We start from the raw sequence: 15,170 nt of genomic DNA on the forward strand, positions 1-15,170 counted from the left end.
AAAAGCATCATAGCGTATACATTCTGCTACATCAAAAAAGGCCTTTGTAAGCACAGCTTACAAAGGCCTTTTTTATGGTTACTTTTGCTTAGCAATAACAGTCTTGGCGACGACTCCCTGACCCCGCTGCAACAAAGCCGCAGCTTCATTCACCCGGTTTATAGCTGCCCAGCCGGTACCGGCCGTTATCAGCGCAGCTCCCAGCCATACCAGATTGATTAGCGGCTTAATACTGACATCGGCGGTTAACTTTCCGGCTCCCGGTACTGACGCCGTGTCACGAAGCTCAATGCTGATCTTGCCTTCTCCCGGCTTAATGCCGGTAATATGCAGCTCATAGCGCTCCAACGCCGGTACCGTGGTACCAATAATCCGGCCATTGCGGCTAACCAGTTCCGGCTGTACTTCCTGGGCAGCACCGCCGCTTACCACCTCAATAAGCGCCTGTACGCGCGCCTCACCGGCGCCGTCCATGCCTGCCATAGTAAACTTTTTAAAGATCAGGCCCACACCCTCGTACACCAGCTGCTGGCCTTTGACCAGTGTTAATTCAGGATATTGGCCACTTTCCTCCTGGTGTACGGGTGCAATATAGATATCAGCCAGCCAAGTCCGGTAAATGCCCGGTTCATGGGAGGCCGGGTCTCCCTGCTTGTTAAGCTTGGTTAACGCAGTAACCTCTCTTCTTTCCTCGCCGGCATGAAAGGTATGGTAAAACCCCGTTCCACCCGCTTGAATTCCGACACCGGCATAACTGACCGGCTCACCGCCAAAAAATACAGTTTCTCCTTGGGTAAAACTGGCGGTAACTGTTTGCCCGGCGGCGCCGGAAGCCATAATCCCGATAAGCATAACGGCGACACCGGTATGACTTAAGACCGCAGCAGCAGTCATTGTCCGGTAAAAAGCCGCGTAGCCGCCGGCCATTGCCGCCATACAGGCAAGACAAACCGTAGCCGCAACCGGCAAGCGGGTTATCGCCAGCCGGTCGGCTAACAGCAAACCGGCCAGGAGAAACAGCCCCAGCAACCAATATCGCACCCTACCGTCACCGGCCGGCATCTTTAAGAGCGCTCCGGCCGTTAGGGCCGCTGCCAGAGCCAGCGCCAGCGGCAGGCCGGCTAAATTGTAAAAATTGCCGCCAACGCTTTGGGGACTGCCCAGCGCCAGGGTAACAAGCGGCGTCGACATACCCACAAATACCAGAGCACCGAAAAATGCCAGCAGTAACGCGGTAAGCGCCAGGATAAATTCCCGGCTGGCTACTGCCTGATAGAGTTCACCGGGCGGCATACCCGGCAGCTTGGCTATCAACAACGCAAAAGCTGCCACTGCCGTCAGCAGTACAATTATCCCTAACAGGCCACCCACTCCCTCATCGGCAAACGAGTGGGTGGAAAAATCGCTCAGCACCCCGCTCCGGGTGAGAAAAGTCCCGTACAGCACCAGGATATAACAGCTAAGAACACCCGCATAGGCTGCCTTAACAGCGCCTGTCCGGCGCTTGGCCAATACTATAAGATGCACGGCTGCGGCAGCCGCCAGCCACGGTACCAGGGAGGAATTCTCGACAGGATCCCACGCCCAGTAGCCACCCCAGCCCAGGACTTTGTACGCCCAAAAGCCGCCGATGAATATGCCGGCGCCTAAACTGGCCACTGCAAACAATATCCAGGGCAGTGCCGGACTCAGCCAGTCCCGATGGCGGCCTGTCAGCAGCCCGCCTACCGCATAGGCAAACGGCACAGCCAAAGCGGCATAGCCGAGAAAGAGCACAGGCGGGTGAAGGACCATCCAGGGGTCCTGCAGCAGCGGGTTTAGTCCGGCCCCTTCCAAACGGGGCTCGGCCAGCAGCAGGAAGGGGCTTTTGATCAGCAATAGCAAGAGCAATATTGCCTGCAGCAGGCTGAATACTGCCAAAACAGCGGCCGGAACTTCCGGTTTGCGGTTCAGCAGCCAGCCAAAAATAGTCTGAAACACCAGCCATAGAAGAAATGACCCTTCCTGCCCGGCCCAGAACGCCGAGAATTTGTAAACAGCCGGCAAATCACTAGCTGAATAACTAAAAACATAACCATAGTCAAAGCGGTTGCCAAAAATCAGGTACAATAAATACAGGACGGCAATAGCAACACAGCCGGCCGACACATGAAAGCACAGCCGGCTGCTCTTTTCCCTGCTCTTTCTTACAGCCGGCCGGCCGGCTGCGGCCGCTCCCGCATAAACGATGGCGCTTATTGAACTGATAAGCGCTAAGGCCACTGCGCTATAGCCGATCATTTCTTCACACTCCCCTGGTACTTTGACGGGCATTTTACCAACAGCTTGTCGGCATGAAATTCACCATCCAGGTATCTGCCAATGGCGACAATACCTGTCGCCTGCTCCAAGCCTTCCGGTTGTATGCCTTTATACAATACAGCAGCCTCGGCGCCGGCATCATCCCGTAAGATAAAACGAATGGTTTTCCCATCACCGGTTGGCGTAATTCGCGGTGTCGCCAGCAAACCTTTTACCTGGACGGTAGTTTTCCTTTCTTTGGCCTGCGCAAAGGTAACATAGGGCGTGACCGAATCCTGAAACGCATACACACAGTAGGCCATAAAAGCCGCGATGATGCCCAAACAGACCAGACGGCGGCTTTTCATAACGGGATTCCCCGCTCCCTGGCGAGTGCGCTGTTTGTGACACTGCGCATTAATAAAAGCCCGTACAGCGCCGTGAAGGCCCCGACTGCGGCCAGCAGTACATACAGCATTATTGGCTCGATTGCCAATTTACCAGCACTGTTAAGCACGGGTTCAGGATGCAGCGAGGAATACATTCGCGGCATGACAAAGACCAGAAACGGCACAGTAGCAACTGCCAGCAGGGAATAGACCGCCGAAATGGCTGCCCGCCGTTCCTCATCCTCAATCGCTGTCCTTAAAGCCAGATACGCGCCGTAAATCAGCAACAGGGCAAAGACCGTTGTCTCTCTGGGGTCCCAGTTCCAGTAGGCGCCCCAGGTCAATTTAGCAAACAGAGCGCCGCTGCCTGTCGCTAACAGGCAAAAAACAAATCCCAGCCTGGCCGAACAGGCACTCAGACAATCGTACCAGGTGCGGCGTGTCTTAAGATACAGGCCTGCACCGGTGGCCGCCACCAAGAAGGCCAGCACCGACACCCAGGCTACCGGAATATGAAAAAAGGCTAACCTAACCAAAACACCAAGCCCCTCCGCCGGCGGCACCAGATAAAAGACGGCGTAACCAACTCCTGCAAACCAGATTGCAACGCATGCGGCTAATAATTTAAGGTCCATATATCCTCCATCGCAATATCAGTAGTAAAATTAAGCCTGCCATAAATATTCAAATAGGAGTATCCCGGCTGCCACCATAGCCGCATCATAACCGGCCATGAAAACGAGCGCACTGCTATCAGGTACCCCGCCGCCCAAAATACCGGCCGTTGCACCGATAGCATTTAAAAACTGCGGCAAAAGCACAGGAAAAGTCAGAACGGAAAAAATCGCATGTTTTCCCTGGACATACATAATCATTGCCGCCGTCAGCGTGGCTACCGCCGCAATACCCGCATTGCCGAGCGCCAATACAAGTGCCAGCGACGGCCACCCTGCCACCTGCGCATTGAAGAAGATGATAAATAACGGCACCACCAGCAAGGCGAGTCCGGTTAACAGTACCAAATTAAATAAAAGCTTGCCAAAAAAAACACTCAGCCCCGGCGCATAAAGCATAAGCCCCGGTAAAGTACCGGCTTCCTGTTCCTGAAGAAAGACACGGGACAAACCGGCCATAGCGCAAAAAAACAATACAACCCAAAGCAGGGCTGCCGCCACTGCCGGTGTCAACGCCGTGCCGGCCAGGCTCATACTGACACTCGACAAAGTAGTAAGCGCGAACATGCTAAGCGCCCCGGCAGCGTATCTTGTCCGCAGTTCACAAATGGCATCTTTGGCCATAACTGCCCAAACAGCCCTGCTAAAGTTCGATTTTACCGCCGGCATACCGGGCCTCCTCCGGTTCATTGGTAGCAAGCAGTACCACCGCATCGTTATTGATAGCACCGGCAATAAGTTCCCGCACATACGCCTTACCTGCCGCATCAAGATTGGAGTATGGTTCGTCCAGCAGCCAGACCGCCGGTTTCAGCGCCTTAGTGACAGCCAGTTTAAGCCGCTGGCGCATGCCTGTCGAGTACGTCTGTACCTGTTTGCGTCCGGCTCCGCCCAAACCGGCTTCGCTGCACAGCCGTTCAGCCTGAGCTAAAGTGAGCATAGTTCCCCGCATATTTGTCCAGAAAAGAATATTTTCCATCCCTGTCAAGGCAGAATACATTGCCAGGTCCGGCGCCACCATGCCAATACAATGCTGTCGTTCACCAACGCTAAGCTCCTGCCCGCTGGCATTAAAAAAAGTTATCTGTCCGGAGCTCGGCCGCAGCAGTCCGGCAATTATTTTTAACAAAGTAGATTTACCCGAGCCATTGTGGCCGGTAATGGCCAGACACTGCCCCGGCTCACACCCGGCCGTAATATTGCTGAACAGCAGCCGTCCGCCAAAAGATTTGCTGATATTCTTTAAGAATATTCGTATATTTGTTTTCATAAGTAACTCCGTTTAGCTTTTTCTAAATCAATTATATTATACCAATATTTGCAAATAAATAATATAAAACACGGCTTGCGCCGAGCCTACAGCGAAAGAGTAAGCCGATGTTGCACTTATCCGGGCGAAGGCTATATCTTCTATCCGGATAAAAATATGAACCTGCCTGCTGCAGGTCTCAGCGCATTGCTAACTGTTCAGGTTGAATCTTACATAGACTGTAGTGCCCCGGTCGCCGCTTTTTATGTCAATGGATGCCTGATGACGGGCGGCAATACTGTAACATATCGCCAGTCCCAGCCCCGTGCCGCTGTCTTTGGTAGTGAAGAACGGTGTGCCGACCTTCTCCCGGATGTCAGGCTGAATACCTGCACCCTCATCCTGAACAGCCAGTACCGCCTGATCGTCTTCATCATAGGCATTCAATGTCAAGGTTCCGCCAGGCCGCATGGCCTCCAGTCCGTTCATAGCCAAATTCAATATCATCTGCCGGATTTCTTTGGCGTCAAAATAGAAGTCAGGTGACTTGCCCCCACTGGCAATAACGGCTTTGCCGCTTAAAACAGCTTCCGCCTTTATCAGCGGCAAGAGGGAATCAATAATCCCCCCCAGATTTTGGAGCCGCTTGTCAGTCGACTTATTTTTCGCCAAACTCAAAAACTCGGTAATTATTGTGTTCGCCCGGTCAAGTTCCTCTACCATCAACTCAATATTGCTGGGCGACAAAACCGCTTTACCATTGTTGGCATATTGCAGAAACCCCCGTACAGTTGTCATGGGATTTCTGATTTCATGAGCAATCCCGGCCGCCATCTCACCAATAAGATTAAGCCGGTCAAGCCGGGCCATTTCCTTATCCATGAGTTTTCGTTCGGTAATATCATTTAGGTACACTGACAGACCATTCTCTCCCGGAAAGGCCCGTACCTCATAGCAGCGTTCATTGCGCGGACAGTTTATTTCCAGATATACCGGCTCCTTATTGGAAATAACAACAAGTTGTTTGATAAAGCCGGGATGATAACCCAAGACCTCGTAAATTGACTTGCCTAAAATCTCATTACGCGGTTTGGCAAAGATTTTCTCGGCCGCGCTGTTCACATAAGTTAAGATATACTTCGTATCGACTGCAAAAAAGCCGTCTTTAATACTTTCCAGGATATTGCTGATACGCTGGGTTCGTTCTTCGACCATACTCTCCAGTAATATTTCATTGCGGGTAAGTTCCATTGCGGTGGTAGTAAGCTGATCATTGAGCAGGTCGAGCTCTCTTACCTGGCGCTTAAGCAATTCACTTTGCCTGGCCAGTTCCCGGCGATACTTGTGCATTCGCAGGAATGCATCCACTTTGGCCCGCAGGACTTGAGGACTGATCGGCTTGAAAATATAGTCGATAGCACCCGCAGCATAACCTTCAAGTACATTTTCTTCCGTTTGACTGATGGCAGTCACAAATATAATGGGTATGTCCTGACATTTACGCCTGGTCCGTATAATTTTAGCAGTCTCAAAACCGTTAAGTCCCGGCATTTGCACATCCAGGAGAATGAGGCCGAACTCCTCTGTCAATAGACATTTTAAAGCTTCCTCGCCTGATGTTACACTAACCAGCTCATAATCCGGACTTGCCAGTACAGCCTCTAACGCCATCAGGTTTTCCGGACGATCATCCACCATCAGGATCCTGAAACTATCTTTCACAAAAACTATACCTCCCTGAATTCGCTTGTCACATTAGCTTCTTACCATAGAGTTTATTGGCTTTATCAATAATACAAAATTTATCCGCTAATCCGACAAGCTGCAACGACTCTTTGCTGCCAATACCTAAAAAGCCAGGACTGGCCAGACTGTCATAAAACAGTTGGCATACCCGTTTCTGTAAAGCTCTGTCAAAATAAATAAGTACATTACGGCAAATAATCGCATTAAATTCATTAAAAGAGTGGTCGGTAACCAGATTATGCTGGGCAAACACTATATTTCTCGTAAGAAAAGAGTGAAAAGTAACCGAACTCACTCCGGCGGTATAATACTCAGATAAAGAACCCTGCCCGCCGGCATTAAAGTAATTCCGGCTGTAGTACTGCATCTTTTCTAACGGAAACATAGCTGATTTGGCCTTACTTAGAGACTTTTCACTTATGTCTGTTGCATAGATGCGGGTTTTCTCGTATAGCCCGGTCTCGTACAACATAATGGCCATGGAATATACCTCTTCCCCGGTGGCGCAGCCGGCATGCCATAGCCGGACGGTTGGATACTCCCATAACAGCGGAACGATGTGCGTCCGGAAAGACTTAAAAAAACCGGGATCGCGGAACATTTCGGTCACGCTCATGGAAAAATCATCAAGCAACCGTTCCATACTCTTTGCATCGTGCAGGACCTTGTTGAGGAGCTGGCTGACGTTTTGCAGCTCTTCAGCCCTCACCCGCCGCCAGATGCGCCGCCGCAGGGAAGGATAGGAATAATTCCTGAAATCCATTCCGTAATACCGGTAAATGCCCTCAAGCAACAGTTCAATTTCTATTTTATCCAGATCATCATTTATACAGCTCATTTATATAACCATACCCTCAGCAATGAAAACAGCTGTTCCAGCTGTACCGGCTTGCTGATATAATCTGAAGCCCCGGTATCCAGGCATTTTTCCCTGTCCTGCTTCATAGCCTTGGCTGTAAGCGCAATAACAGGCAAGGTTGAAAAAGCGGGCATCCTCCTGATTTCCCGGGTAGCTTCATAGCCATCCATTTCGGGCATCATGATATCCATAATCACAAGCGCGATATCCAGATTATCCTTAAGGATCTCCAAGCCTTCCCGTCCATTTTGCGCAAACAAAGCGACAATACCTTTGGCCTCCATGGCCGCCACCAAGGCATATACATTGCGCATATCATCATCCACAATGAGCACCTTTTTCCCCCGGAACGCAACCTCTCTGTCATGCTCCTGCAGAACAGACGGCGTCATCTCGGCCGGTTCTGGGCAGCGGCTCTTCTCAGGCAGGAGCGCTGCAGTTTCGGCTGCAGCCTCAGCCGCCGGGGTCAGGTTTTCCTTAATTGGCAGATAGAGCGTAAAGGTACTGCCATACCCCTCCCGGCTTTCCAGATTGATAGAGCCGCCTAGCAGTCTGGACAACTCCCGGCTTATTGACAGTCCCAGGCCGGTACCGCCGTATTTGCGGCTGGTAGTTCCGTCCGCCTGGCGGAACGCCTCGAAAATCAGTGTCTGTTTATCAGCCGGTATGCCTATACCGGTATCGCTGACTTCAAAAACCAGCCAGGCCGGATTAGCAGCCTTACGTATACAAAAATTGACCCACCCTTTTTCGGTAAATTTAAAAGCATTGGACAACAGGTTTTTTAAAATCTGCTGCAGGCGAAAAACGTCAGTTGTTACGACAACCGGAACATCCCTGTCAATATCGACCTTAAATTTCAGGTTTGCCCGCTCGGCAACCGGGGTAAACTGGGTTGTCAGCTCGCCGGCAATATCGTTGATACTGATTGCTTCCATATTAATACTCAGCTTTCCTGACTCCAGCCTGGACAAATCAAGGATATCGTTAATCAGCACCAGCAAATCACCGCCGGCTGAATGAATGGCACGGGCATATTCCAGTTGTTTGGGGGTAAGATTCTTCTCAGTATTGGACTCAAGCATCTGCGCCAGTATCAACAAGCTGTTTAGCGGCGTCCTCAGTTCATGCGACATATTAGCCAGGAATTCGGATTTATAGCCAGCCGCCAAGTCAAGCTGATGCGTCTGCTCTTCCAGAATATTTTTAGCCTGCTCAAGCTCATGTGTTTTTTGTTCAGAATTCTTGTACTGTTCTTCCAGCCGTTCATTAATAATTCTCAGTTCTTCCTGCTGCTGCTGCATTTCCTCAGATTGACTCTGCAGTTCTTCCGCATAAGCCTGCGCTTCCGCCAAAAGCTGCTCAACCTGCATTCGCCCGATTACCCGGACGAGGGCCAGCGCAACTTCTTTCATGCTTTGCTTAAGATAATGCCGGTATTTGTCTGGCAACCCGCCAAAGCCGGCTACTTCAACAACCGCCAGCACTTGATTTTCGAAGTCAACCGGAAAAACAGCCAGATAATCTGGCTGAGAATGACCTAGACCTGACGCTATTTTAATATATCCCGGCGGCACCTGCTCTACCAGAATAGCCTGATTCTGCCTGGCGCACTGGCCGGTAATCCCCTCACCAATCCGTAAACTGCGTTCTCCTGCCATATCACCGGTATCAGCATAGCTTGCCAGCTTGGTCAAGCGCTGTTCCGCATGATTCACAAGATAAAATACGCCAAAACTGGCCCCTACGGCCTGAGCAGTCTTGGTAATAAAAGTTCTGCCAAGTGTCGCCTGATCATTTACGCTCTGTAACAAAGTGGATAGCTCCGCCGACCGGGACTTTATCCAGCTTTCTTCTTCCAACGCAACAACAAAATCTTTTCCCTGGCGGCGATGGTGCTCAAGAGCGGCGGCCATTTCGTTAAAAGCCAAAGCGATACTGCCAATTTCATCCCGGGAACTAATTTCAATTCGCGGCAATGCCTCGGCGCTGGCATCCTGCACACTGCCGATAACCTTTGCCAGAGCTTTCAGGTCACGGGTAATACTGCTAATAACCCGTCCGGCGATGCCCAGACCGATAATAATGCCGGCAGCCATGCAAGAGCTCAAGGTCGCAAAGGCCAGATTGCTGCTGGCTACAGACTGTTCCAGAATATTAATCATTGCCAGTTCCTGCGTTATTCTAAGGTCCCGAATAAAGGCCATAGCCTGTGCGGTCACCCGCTGCCCTTCGTCCAGCAAAACCTCGGTTGCTTCCGGGTTTCCGCCGGCATTAACCAGGTTAATCGTCTCCTGGATTAACCGGTCGAAGTTATCCAATGAGTTTTCCAGTTTGGGTAAAATCTCCTGCACCCGGGGATTATCAGCCATTCGCAGGTAAGCTGCATAGGCGACTTCTCTTTCGGCCCTGGCTTCCGCGATTGCAGCCAGATCAACCTGCAGCCGGTCCCGGTTTGTGGTAAGTATAATATTTTTCAGAGCGCCATCTGTAACGTATATCTTTTGTTCGATGATGGACGCCAGTCTGACTTTCTCGTACCTGTCTTTTATGACCTCGCCCAAATCGGCATTAAGCTGGTGAATGGTGAACATGGCCATACCCAAAACAAGAGACATCAGTATTAGAATCGAACTAAATGCAAGATACAGCTTACTTCTAAAGCCCATATTTTAAACCTCCAAATTACGGTAAAGCTATTAGTGGTTCTACATCTTATCTTGCTTTTCCTGCATTTTCTTCCTTAAATTTTAAAATTTTACAATATATTCCTGATGAATAAAAAGTATTCCACTGCTATTTGTCAGAATGCTTTGCATGGATTTTTCAATACGGGCAAAAGTATAAGGAACAGGCCAAACCGTACGCAAAGAATAAAAGACGGTTCCCGCTGCCTGTTGCGGGAACCGTCTTTTAGCCTTTAGGATAGTAGGCATTAATTGTCCGTGATCTGGTAAATCCTGCGGGACGATTCAGCCAGGTTACAGGCCAATTCGGCCAGCGACTGGCTCGAATTAGCCATTTCATGGATGGCCTCAGTCTGCCCGCCCACATGCTGATCAATAGCATCAATCTTAGCAGTTAATTCATTGATAACCTGCTGAATAGCGGTTAAGGACGCCGATATCTGCGTGACCGACTCGGCACTGGAAACGGCTAATTTGCGAACTTCCGCGGCTACCACGGCAAACCCCCGGCCCATTTCGCCGACTCGCGCCGCCTCAATAGCGGCATTTAGGCCTAACAGGTTTGTTTGCCCGGCAACATTTTTGATAAACGATACAATTTCATTGGTCTGATCGGCCGTAGTCCGCAAACTTTTCCCTAGCAGTTCAAGCTCGTTACTGGTGCCGGCCAGTTGTGTGGACCGGCTGGCCAGTTCCTCTAAACCAGCTGTTAATTTTTCGGAAGCGGCGGCAAGCTCGCAGGTAGCCTTGTTAATATTTTCAAGCTGGGCCACGCTTTGGGTGGTCGTAACACAGCCAACAACCGTCTGTCCGTCCTTAAAAGGCAGCGCGCAGGCAATATAGGCGACACCATAGGGTGATTTTTCCTGGGGAATAACCCGCACCACTTGCTTGCCGGTGTCCAAAGCCTGTTTACTGGCTCCTGACAAAACCGGTTCGCCAACTTTGGTTTTCAGGTCAAGCTCATCGGCCGGCAGATACAATACATACTTTCCGTCGCGGACAATGGTTACACCAATATCAGCGGCCACTATATCATTGAGGTACGGGGCTAAATCAGTAAACATAGTCAAAATTTCAGAGCCGGTTAGTTGCTTCATCTGGTTGCGCCTCCTGCCAGCCTATCGCCGGCGAATCTACTTTATGCATAGAACATTCTCTGAATTCGCAAAAAAACCTTTTTTTCGACAAAGCAAACTACATAGAAAAGAACAACCTCTGTTCACACAGAAAGTTGTTCTTCGATTACAATTTGATCCCGGGGTATTTTCTCAACAGTAAAGCCGGAAATAAGTTCACAAGCCTTTACTTCCAGAAATCTATCCAGCAAGCCGGCTTTAAAGGCCAGATAGCCGACAATGGTTTCCGCCCGGGTGCCATTGGCCCGCAATGCGGCAATCGACAACGCCTGCTGCCTTTTTGACAAACGAACACCGTTTGTGTCGACAAGCAGCGGTACATGAGTAAATGCCGGGGCTGGCAATTCCAGCAGCCGGTAGAGCAAAAGCTGGCGCGGCGTCGAACTCAAGAGGTCGAAGCCCCTGAGTACATGGGTAATGTTCATGGCGGCATCATCAACAACTACAGCCAGTTGGTAAGCGTGTACCCCGTCTGACCGCCGCACGACAAAATCACCCGCCTCACGGACAATGTCCTGGCAAACCAAACCGGCATGTAAATCCTCAAAAGAAATGGGACCCGGCGGTACTGCCAGACGCAGCGCCGGCCGGCGGGATGTCTGACGAGCAGCAGCAACCGGCTGCCGACGGCAGGCGCCGTTATAAATGCGTTCGTTGTCACCGGCATGAGGTGCAGAAGCGGCTAACGCCGCCCGGGTGCAGTAACAGGGATAAATAAGTCCTGAGGCCTCAAGGCGCTCCAGTGCCGCCTGATACAGTTCGCGCCGCTCATTCTGACGGTACGGGCCATACTGCCCGCCCAGGTCAGGTCCTTCATCCCAGTCAAGCCCCAGCCATTTCATATCGCTCATCAGTTGATCCGTATAAACAGAGCGCGACCGGCCAGGATCCAAGTCTTCTATTCTGAGCACCATTACGCCCCCTGCTGCCCGCACCTGCAACCAGGCCAGCAGGGCTGTCCAGACATTACCCAGGTGAATCTCACCAGTCGGGCTGGGAGCAAAGCGGCCTCGCATTATTCGCATGACAGAGCAGGCCCTTCCTTGCCGCTTTCATCCGCCTTTGCGCCAGGCGCCCGTGTAGTCAAAGCTACTCCCGTAACCACCAGCACCATACCTGCCAAATGCATGGCTGTAACCGTCTCCCCATAAACAGCCCAGGCGATGAGCATGGCATTAACAGGCATAAGATTGATATAGGCGCTGGCTTTGCTGGCGCCTATACGGCTGATGCCGACATTAAACAAAATGAAAGCCACCACGGTTGCAAACACGGCCAGGTAAACCAGTTCAGCCATAACCTGTCCTGACAGCCCCGGCAACCGCTGCCAGGCTGCTTCCTGCAATGATATTATCACTAGAAATACCGCGCCAATGAGCGTTGATACGGTTGTTGCCAGCAAGGCCCCAACCTTTTTCATTACGACCTTTCCCAGCAAGGTGTACGTTGACCAGCCGGCAACCGCTCCAAATAGCAAACATTCGCCATAGTTTAAAGATAAGCCGGCAAGTGCGGCCCAATTCCCCTGGGTAATAACCGTCAATACGCCGGCAAGTGACAGAATGATACCCAACCCCAGGCGGGCGCTCCATTTCTCACCTAGCACGGTTACAGCCACAATGGCGGTTATCACCGGGTTAATTACAATAACCAACGCTGCGGTAATAGCCGAAGTATACTGCAGACCGACAGCAAAAAAATAATTGTAGGCCAGCACACCGGTCAGGCCTAACCCAGTCAGACCAAGCCAATTTTCCTTAATGGCGGCGAAATTCCACTCCCGGCGGATGGTCAGCCAGGCGGCCAGCAGTATTCCTGCCAGTAAAAAACGTGCAGCTGAGGTTGTCAGCGGCGGCAGTTCAGATAATACGTGCTTGGTGGACCCGAAAGCTCCACCCCAAAACAAAGGCACCAACAGTAAAATCAAATATATTGCGGTATCTTTCTTAACGCGCATAAAATTCTTGTCCTCTCTCCGGATATGAATAATACAGTTATTTATTTTATTTCGCCGGTCCGGGCGATATTCCTGTAATTTTGTACCGTCTGTAAGCGGGATATTACCTGCCTACTCAAAAGTTCCCTTAACAACCGCCTGCCCGTCTTTAACCAGCCGCCGGCCTTTGGCAAAGACCTGTTCGATGTTTAAATTCCGGTCCAGCACCAGAATATCGGCATGGCTGCCGGCCTTGAGCGCTCCTTTCGCCGGATACAGCTTCAGTATTTTAGCCGGATTTACCGTTACCGGCCGCAACGCCTCGGCAACAGATATCCCGGCGCCTATCAGGCTTTTTATCTCCTCGTACAGCCAAGTCAGCTTGCCCACACGTAAGCCGCTTACGTCCCCCTGGCCGTCAAACACCGGCAGACTGCCATGTCCGTCCGAGCTGACGGTTAGTCTGTCGATAGACACACCTTGGGCGATACAATGGATTATAGCCTGGGCCGCGGTAATTGTGCCGGCTTGATTATCGCTACTGTCAGCCGCCGTAAAATCGATTACTCCGCCCTGCTTTGTCCAGCGGATACCTTCCTCAATAAGCGGCCAGCTCCGGTTTATATGGGTCGGTACATACTGGCTGACGGGAATTTCTGTTTCGTCGGCAAGGGCAAACAGCGCCGCTAACTGCCTTTTTCCGGCCCCGACATGCAGGTGCAGAACCCCGGCCTTACCGCTTAATAGCCCGCCTACCCGCGCCTCAGCCGCCAGTCTGGCCAGCTCGGCCTGAGAGGGCTGCGCCGAACGATGGTCACTGATGGCCACCTCGCCGCAGCCGATTACTTTGTCAATCAGCACCAAATCTGAGCGGACGCTGCCTGTTAGCGTCGGCGGCGGCACCTCATACGCGCCGGTATAAATATAGGCTGTTATCCCTTCAATTTCCAGGCTGCGGGCTTTAGCCAGCAAACCGGGCATTGACCGGGTAATGCCGTCCGTTCCCAGGCAACCTACCACTGTTGTTATCCCGCCCATAGTAATATCACTTAATACCACCTCCGGCGTACGGGTGGCAAAACCGTCTTCACCGCCGCCCCCCAGCAAATGCACATGCTGGTCAATAAAGCCCGGAACAACCAGCCGGTCTGTCACATCCACCACCTGAGTGTAGCCGTACTGGGGACTGGCGTCGATAGCCGCTGCAATATGGGCGATAACCGGCCCGGCGATCAATACGTCCTGGACTCCCATGCTTTCCGGGGAAAAAACATGGCCGCCTTTCAAAATTGTAAACATCTCATCACCTCTGCCTATTTGTTTCCCATGTTATTATGCGGCTTTTCCGTCCAAACCACACAGGAAACAAATTACCGGCATAATTAGCACCGCGGCCAGCCGCTCATATAAAAAGCCAGCATCCTGTCAGGACGCTGGCTTTTGTGTTTAACCGGCCTTAGTTTCGTATAAAACCTTGACATCGTATTCTTCTAAAAAGGTTTGCGCCCTCACCATATCCTGCGGACCGGCGTCCGGCACACCGTCCAACAGGTAGGCCCGCCCGAGCTGCGCCCATTTTTTACGGCCAAAAGTATGATAGGGCAGTAATTCCACGCTGACTTTCCCGGGCAGAGTGGCAACCAGTTCAGCCAGAGCTTTCATATCTTCTCTGTCATTGGTAATGCCGGGAATAATGACATAGCGCACGATTACCGGCACTGACATCGCAGCTTTGTTAAGATTGGCAAGAATGCGACGGTTATCAGCGCCGGTCAGCCAGCGGTGTTTTTCCGGATCGACCGCCTTAACACTGAACAGAACTGCGTCGGTATGCGCCAGCGCACCGGTCAGATTCGCCTCAGGAACGTTGCCTGCCGTATCCAGTGTTGTATGGATACCAGCTTCCCGGCAGGAACTAAATACGCTGCGAACAAATTCCGGCTGCAGCAGGGGCTCGCCGCCGGAAAGGGTAATGCCGCCGCCGGAAGCTTCGTAATAACGGCGGTATTTCTTTATATCCGCCATTATCTGTTCGGCAGTGATGGTTTTTTCGCCCCTCACCCAGGTGTCCGGGTTATGACAAAATTTACACCCCAGGGAGCAGCCGGCCAAAAAAAGCACATAGCGAATCCCCCGGCCGTCAACAGTCCCAAACGTTTCTACAGAGTGATAATAACCATATTGCTGCGACATAGTGGTTCCCTCCAGGTC

General features: G+C 51.5%; 13 protein-coding genes. All 13 read right to left on the minus strand.

Going from position 1 to position 15,170, the window contains the following annotated elements:
- Window positions 1–78: 78 nt before the first annotated feature.
- On the minus strand, window positions 79–2,280 hold the full coding sequence (ccsA, locus tag SATMO3_RS23750; RefSeq protein ID WP_371372314.1) for a cytochrome c biogenesis protein CcsA: 2,202 nt from the start codon (window positions 2,278–2,280) through the stop codon (window positions 79–81).
- Window positions 2,277–2,648: a cytochrome c maturation protein CcmE gene (locus tag SATMO3_RS23755; protein WP_371372316.1), complete on the minus strand. Its 372-nt coding sequence runs from the start codon at window positions 2,646–2,648 to the stop codon at window positions 2,277–2,279. The genes ccsA and SATMO3_RS23755 overlap by 4 nt, the downstream gene beginning before the upstream one ends.
- Window positions 2,645–3,304 carry a cytochrome c biogenesis protein gene (locus tag SATMO3_RS23760; RefSeq protein WP_371372318.1) on the minus strand — a complete coding sequence of 220 codons (660 nt, stop codon included), beginning with the start codon at window positions 3,302–3,304 and terminating at the stop codon, window positions 2,645–2,647. The genes SATMO3_RS23755 and SATMO3_RS23760 overlap by 4 nt, the downstream gene beginning before the upstream one ends.
- Before the next feature lie 30 nt (window positions 3,305–3,334).
- The gene (locus SATMO3_RS23765) at window positions 3,335–4,012 is read right to left on the minus strand and encodes a heme exporter protein CcmB (RefSeq protein WP_371372320.1); all 678 of its coding nucleotides are present in this window, start codon (window positions 4,010–4,012) and stop codon (window positions 3,335–3,337) included.
- Entirely contained in the window at window positions 3,987–4,613 is a 627-nt protein-coding gene (locus SATMO3_RS23770; protein WP_371372322.1) for an ATP-binding cassette domain-containing protein, read from the minus strand. Before SATMO3_RS23770 ends, SATMO3_RS23765 begins: the two co-directional genes overlap by 26 nt.
- Before the next feature lie 189 nt (window positions 4,614–4,802).
- On the minus strand, window positions 4,803–6,314 hold the full coding sequence (locus SATMO3_RS23775) for a response regulator (RefSeq protein WP_371372324.1): 1,512 nt from the start codon (window positions 6,312–6,314) through the stop codon (window positions 4,803–4,805).
- Window positions 6,315–6,342: 28 nt separating this feature from the next.
- The gene (locus SATMO3_RS23780; RefSeq protein ID WP_371372325.1) at window positions 6,343–7,176 is read right to left on the minus strand and encodes a protein-glutamate O-methyltransferase CheR; all 834 of its coding nucleotides are present in this window, start codon (window positions 7,174–7,176) and stop codon (window positions 6,343–6,345) included.
- Window positions 7,173–9,866 (minus strand): ATP-binding protein, encoded by a 2,694-nt coding sequence (locus SATMO3_RS23785; RefSeq protein ID WP_371372326.1) that lies wholly within the window; start codon window positions 9,864–9,866, stop codon window positions 7,173–7,175. Before SATMO3_RS23785 ends, SATMO3_RS23780 begins: the two co-directional genes overlap by 4 nt.
- 266 nt (window positions 9,867–10,132) lie before the next feature.
- A complete protein-coding gene (locus tag SATMO3_RS23790) occupies window positions 10,133–10,984 on the minus strand; it encodes a methyl-accepting chemotaxis protein (RefSeq protein WP_371372328.1) in 852 nt (283 codons plus the stop codon).
- Between the two features lie 122 nt (window positions 10,985–11,106).
- Window positions 11,107–12,048 (minus strand): tRNA glutamyl-Q(34) synthetase GluQRS, encoded by a 942-nt coding sequence (gene gluQRS / locus SATMO3_RS23795; protein WP_371372330.1) that lies wholly within the window; start codon window positions 12,046–12,048, stop codon window positions 11,107–11,109.
- Window positions 12,039–12,980 carry a DMT family transporter gene (locus SATMO3_RS23800; protein ID WP_371372332.1) on the minus strand — a complete coding sequence of 314 codons (942 nt, stop codon included), beginning with the start codon at window positions 12,978–12,980 and terminating at the stop codon, window positions 12,039–12,041. The genes gluQRS and SATMO3_RS23800 overlap by 10 nt, the downstream gene beginning before the upstream one ends.
- Before the next feature lie 111 nt (window positions 12,981–13,091).
- Window positions 13,092–14,258, minus strand: coding sequence for a beta-aspartyl-peptidase (gene iadA, locus SATMO3_RS23805; RefSeq protein ID WP_371372334.1), 1,167 nt, complete (start codon window positions 14,256–14,258; stop codon window positions 13,092–13,094).
- A gap of 147 nt (window positions 14,259–14,405) precedes the next feature.
- Window positions 14,406–15,152, minus strand: coding sequence for a pyruvate formate-lyase-activating protein (gene pflA / locus SATMO3_RS23810; protein ID WP_371372336.1), 747 nt, complete (start codon window positions 15,150–15,152; stop codon window positions 14,406–14,408).
- Window positions 15,153–15,170: the final 18 nt, after the last annotated feature.

The sequence above is a fragment of the Sporomusa aerivorans genome, from assembly GCF_041428895.1.
GTDB classification, from domain to species: Bacteria; Bacillota; Negativicutes; order Sporomusales; family Sporomusaceae; genus Sporomusa; species Sporomusa aerivorans.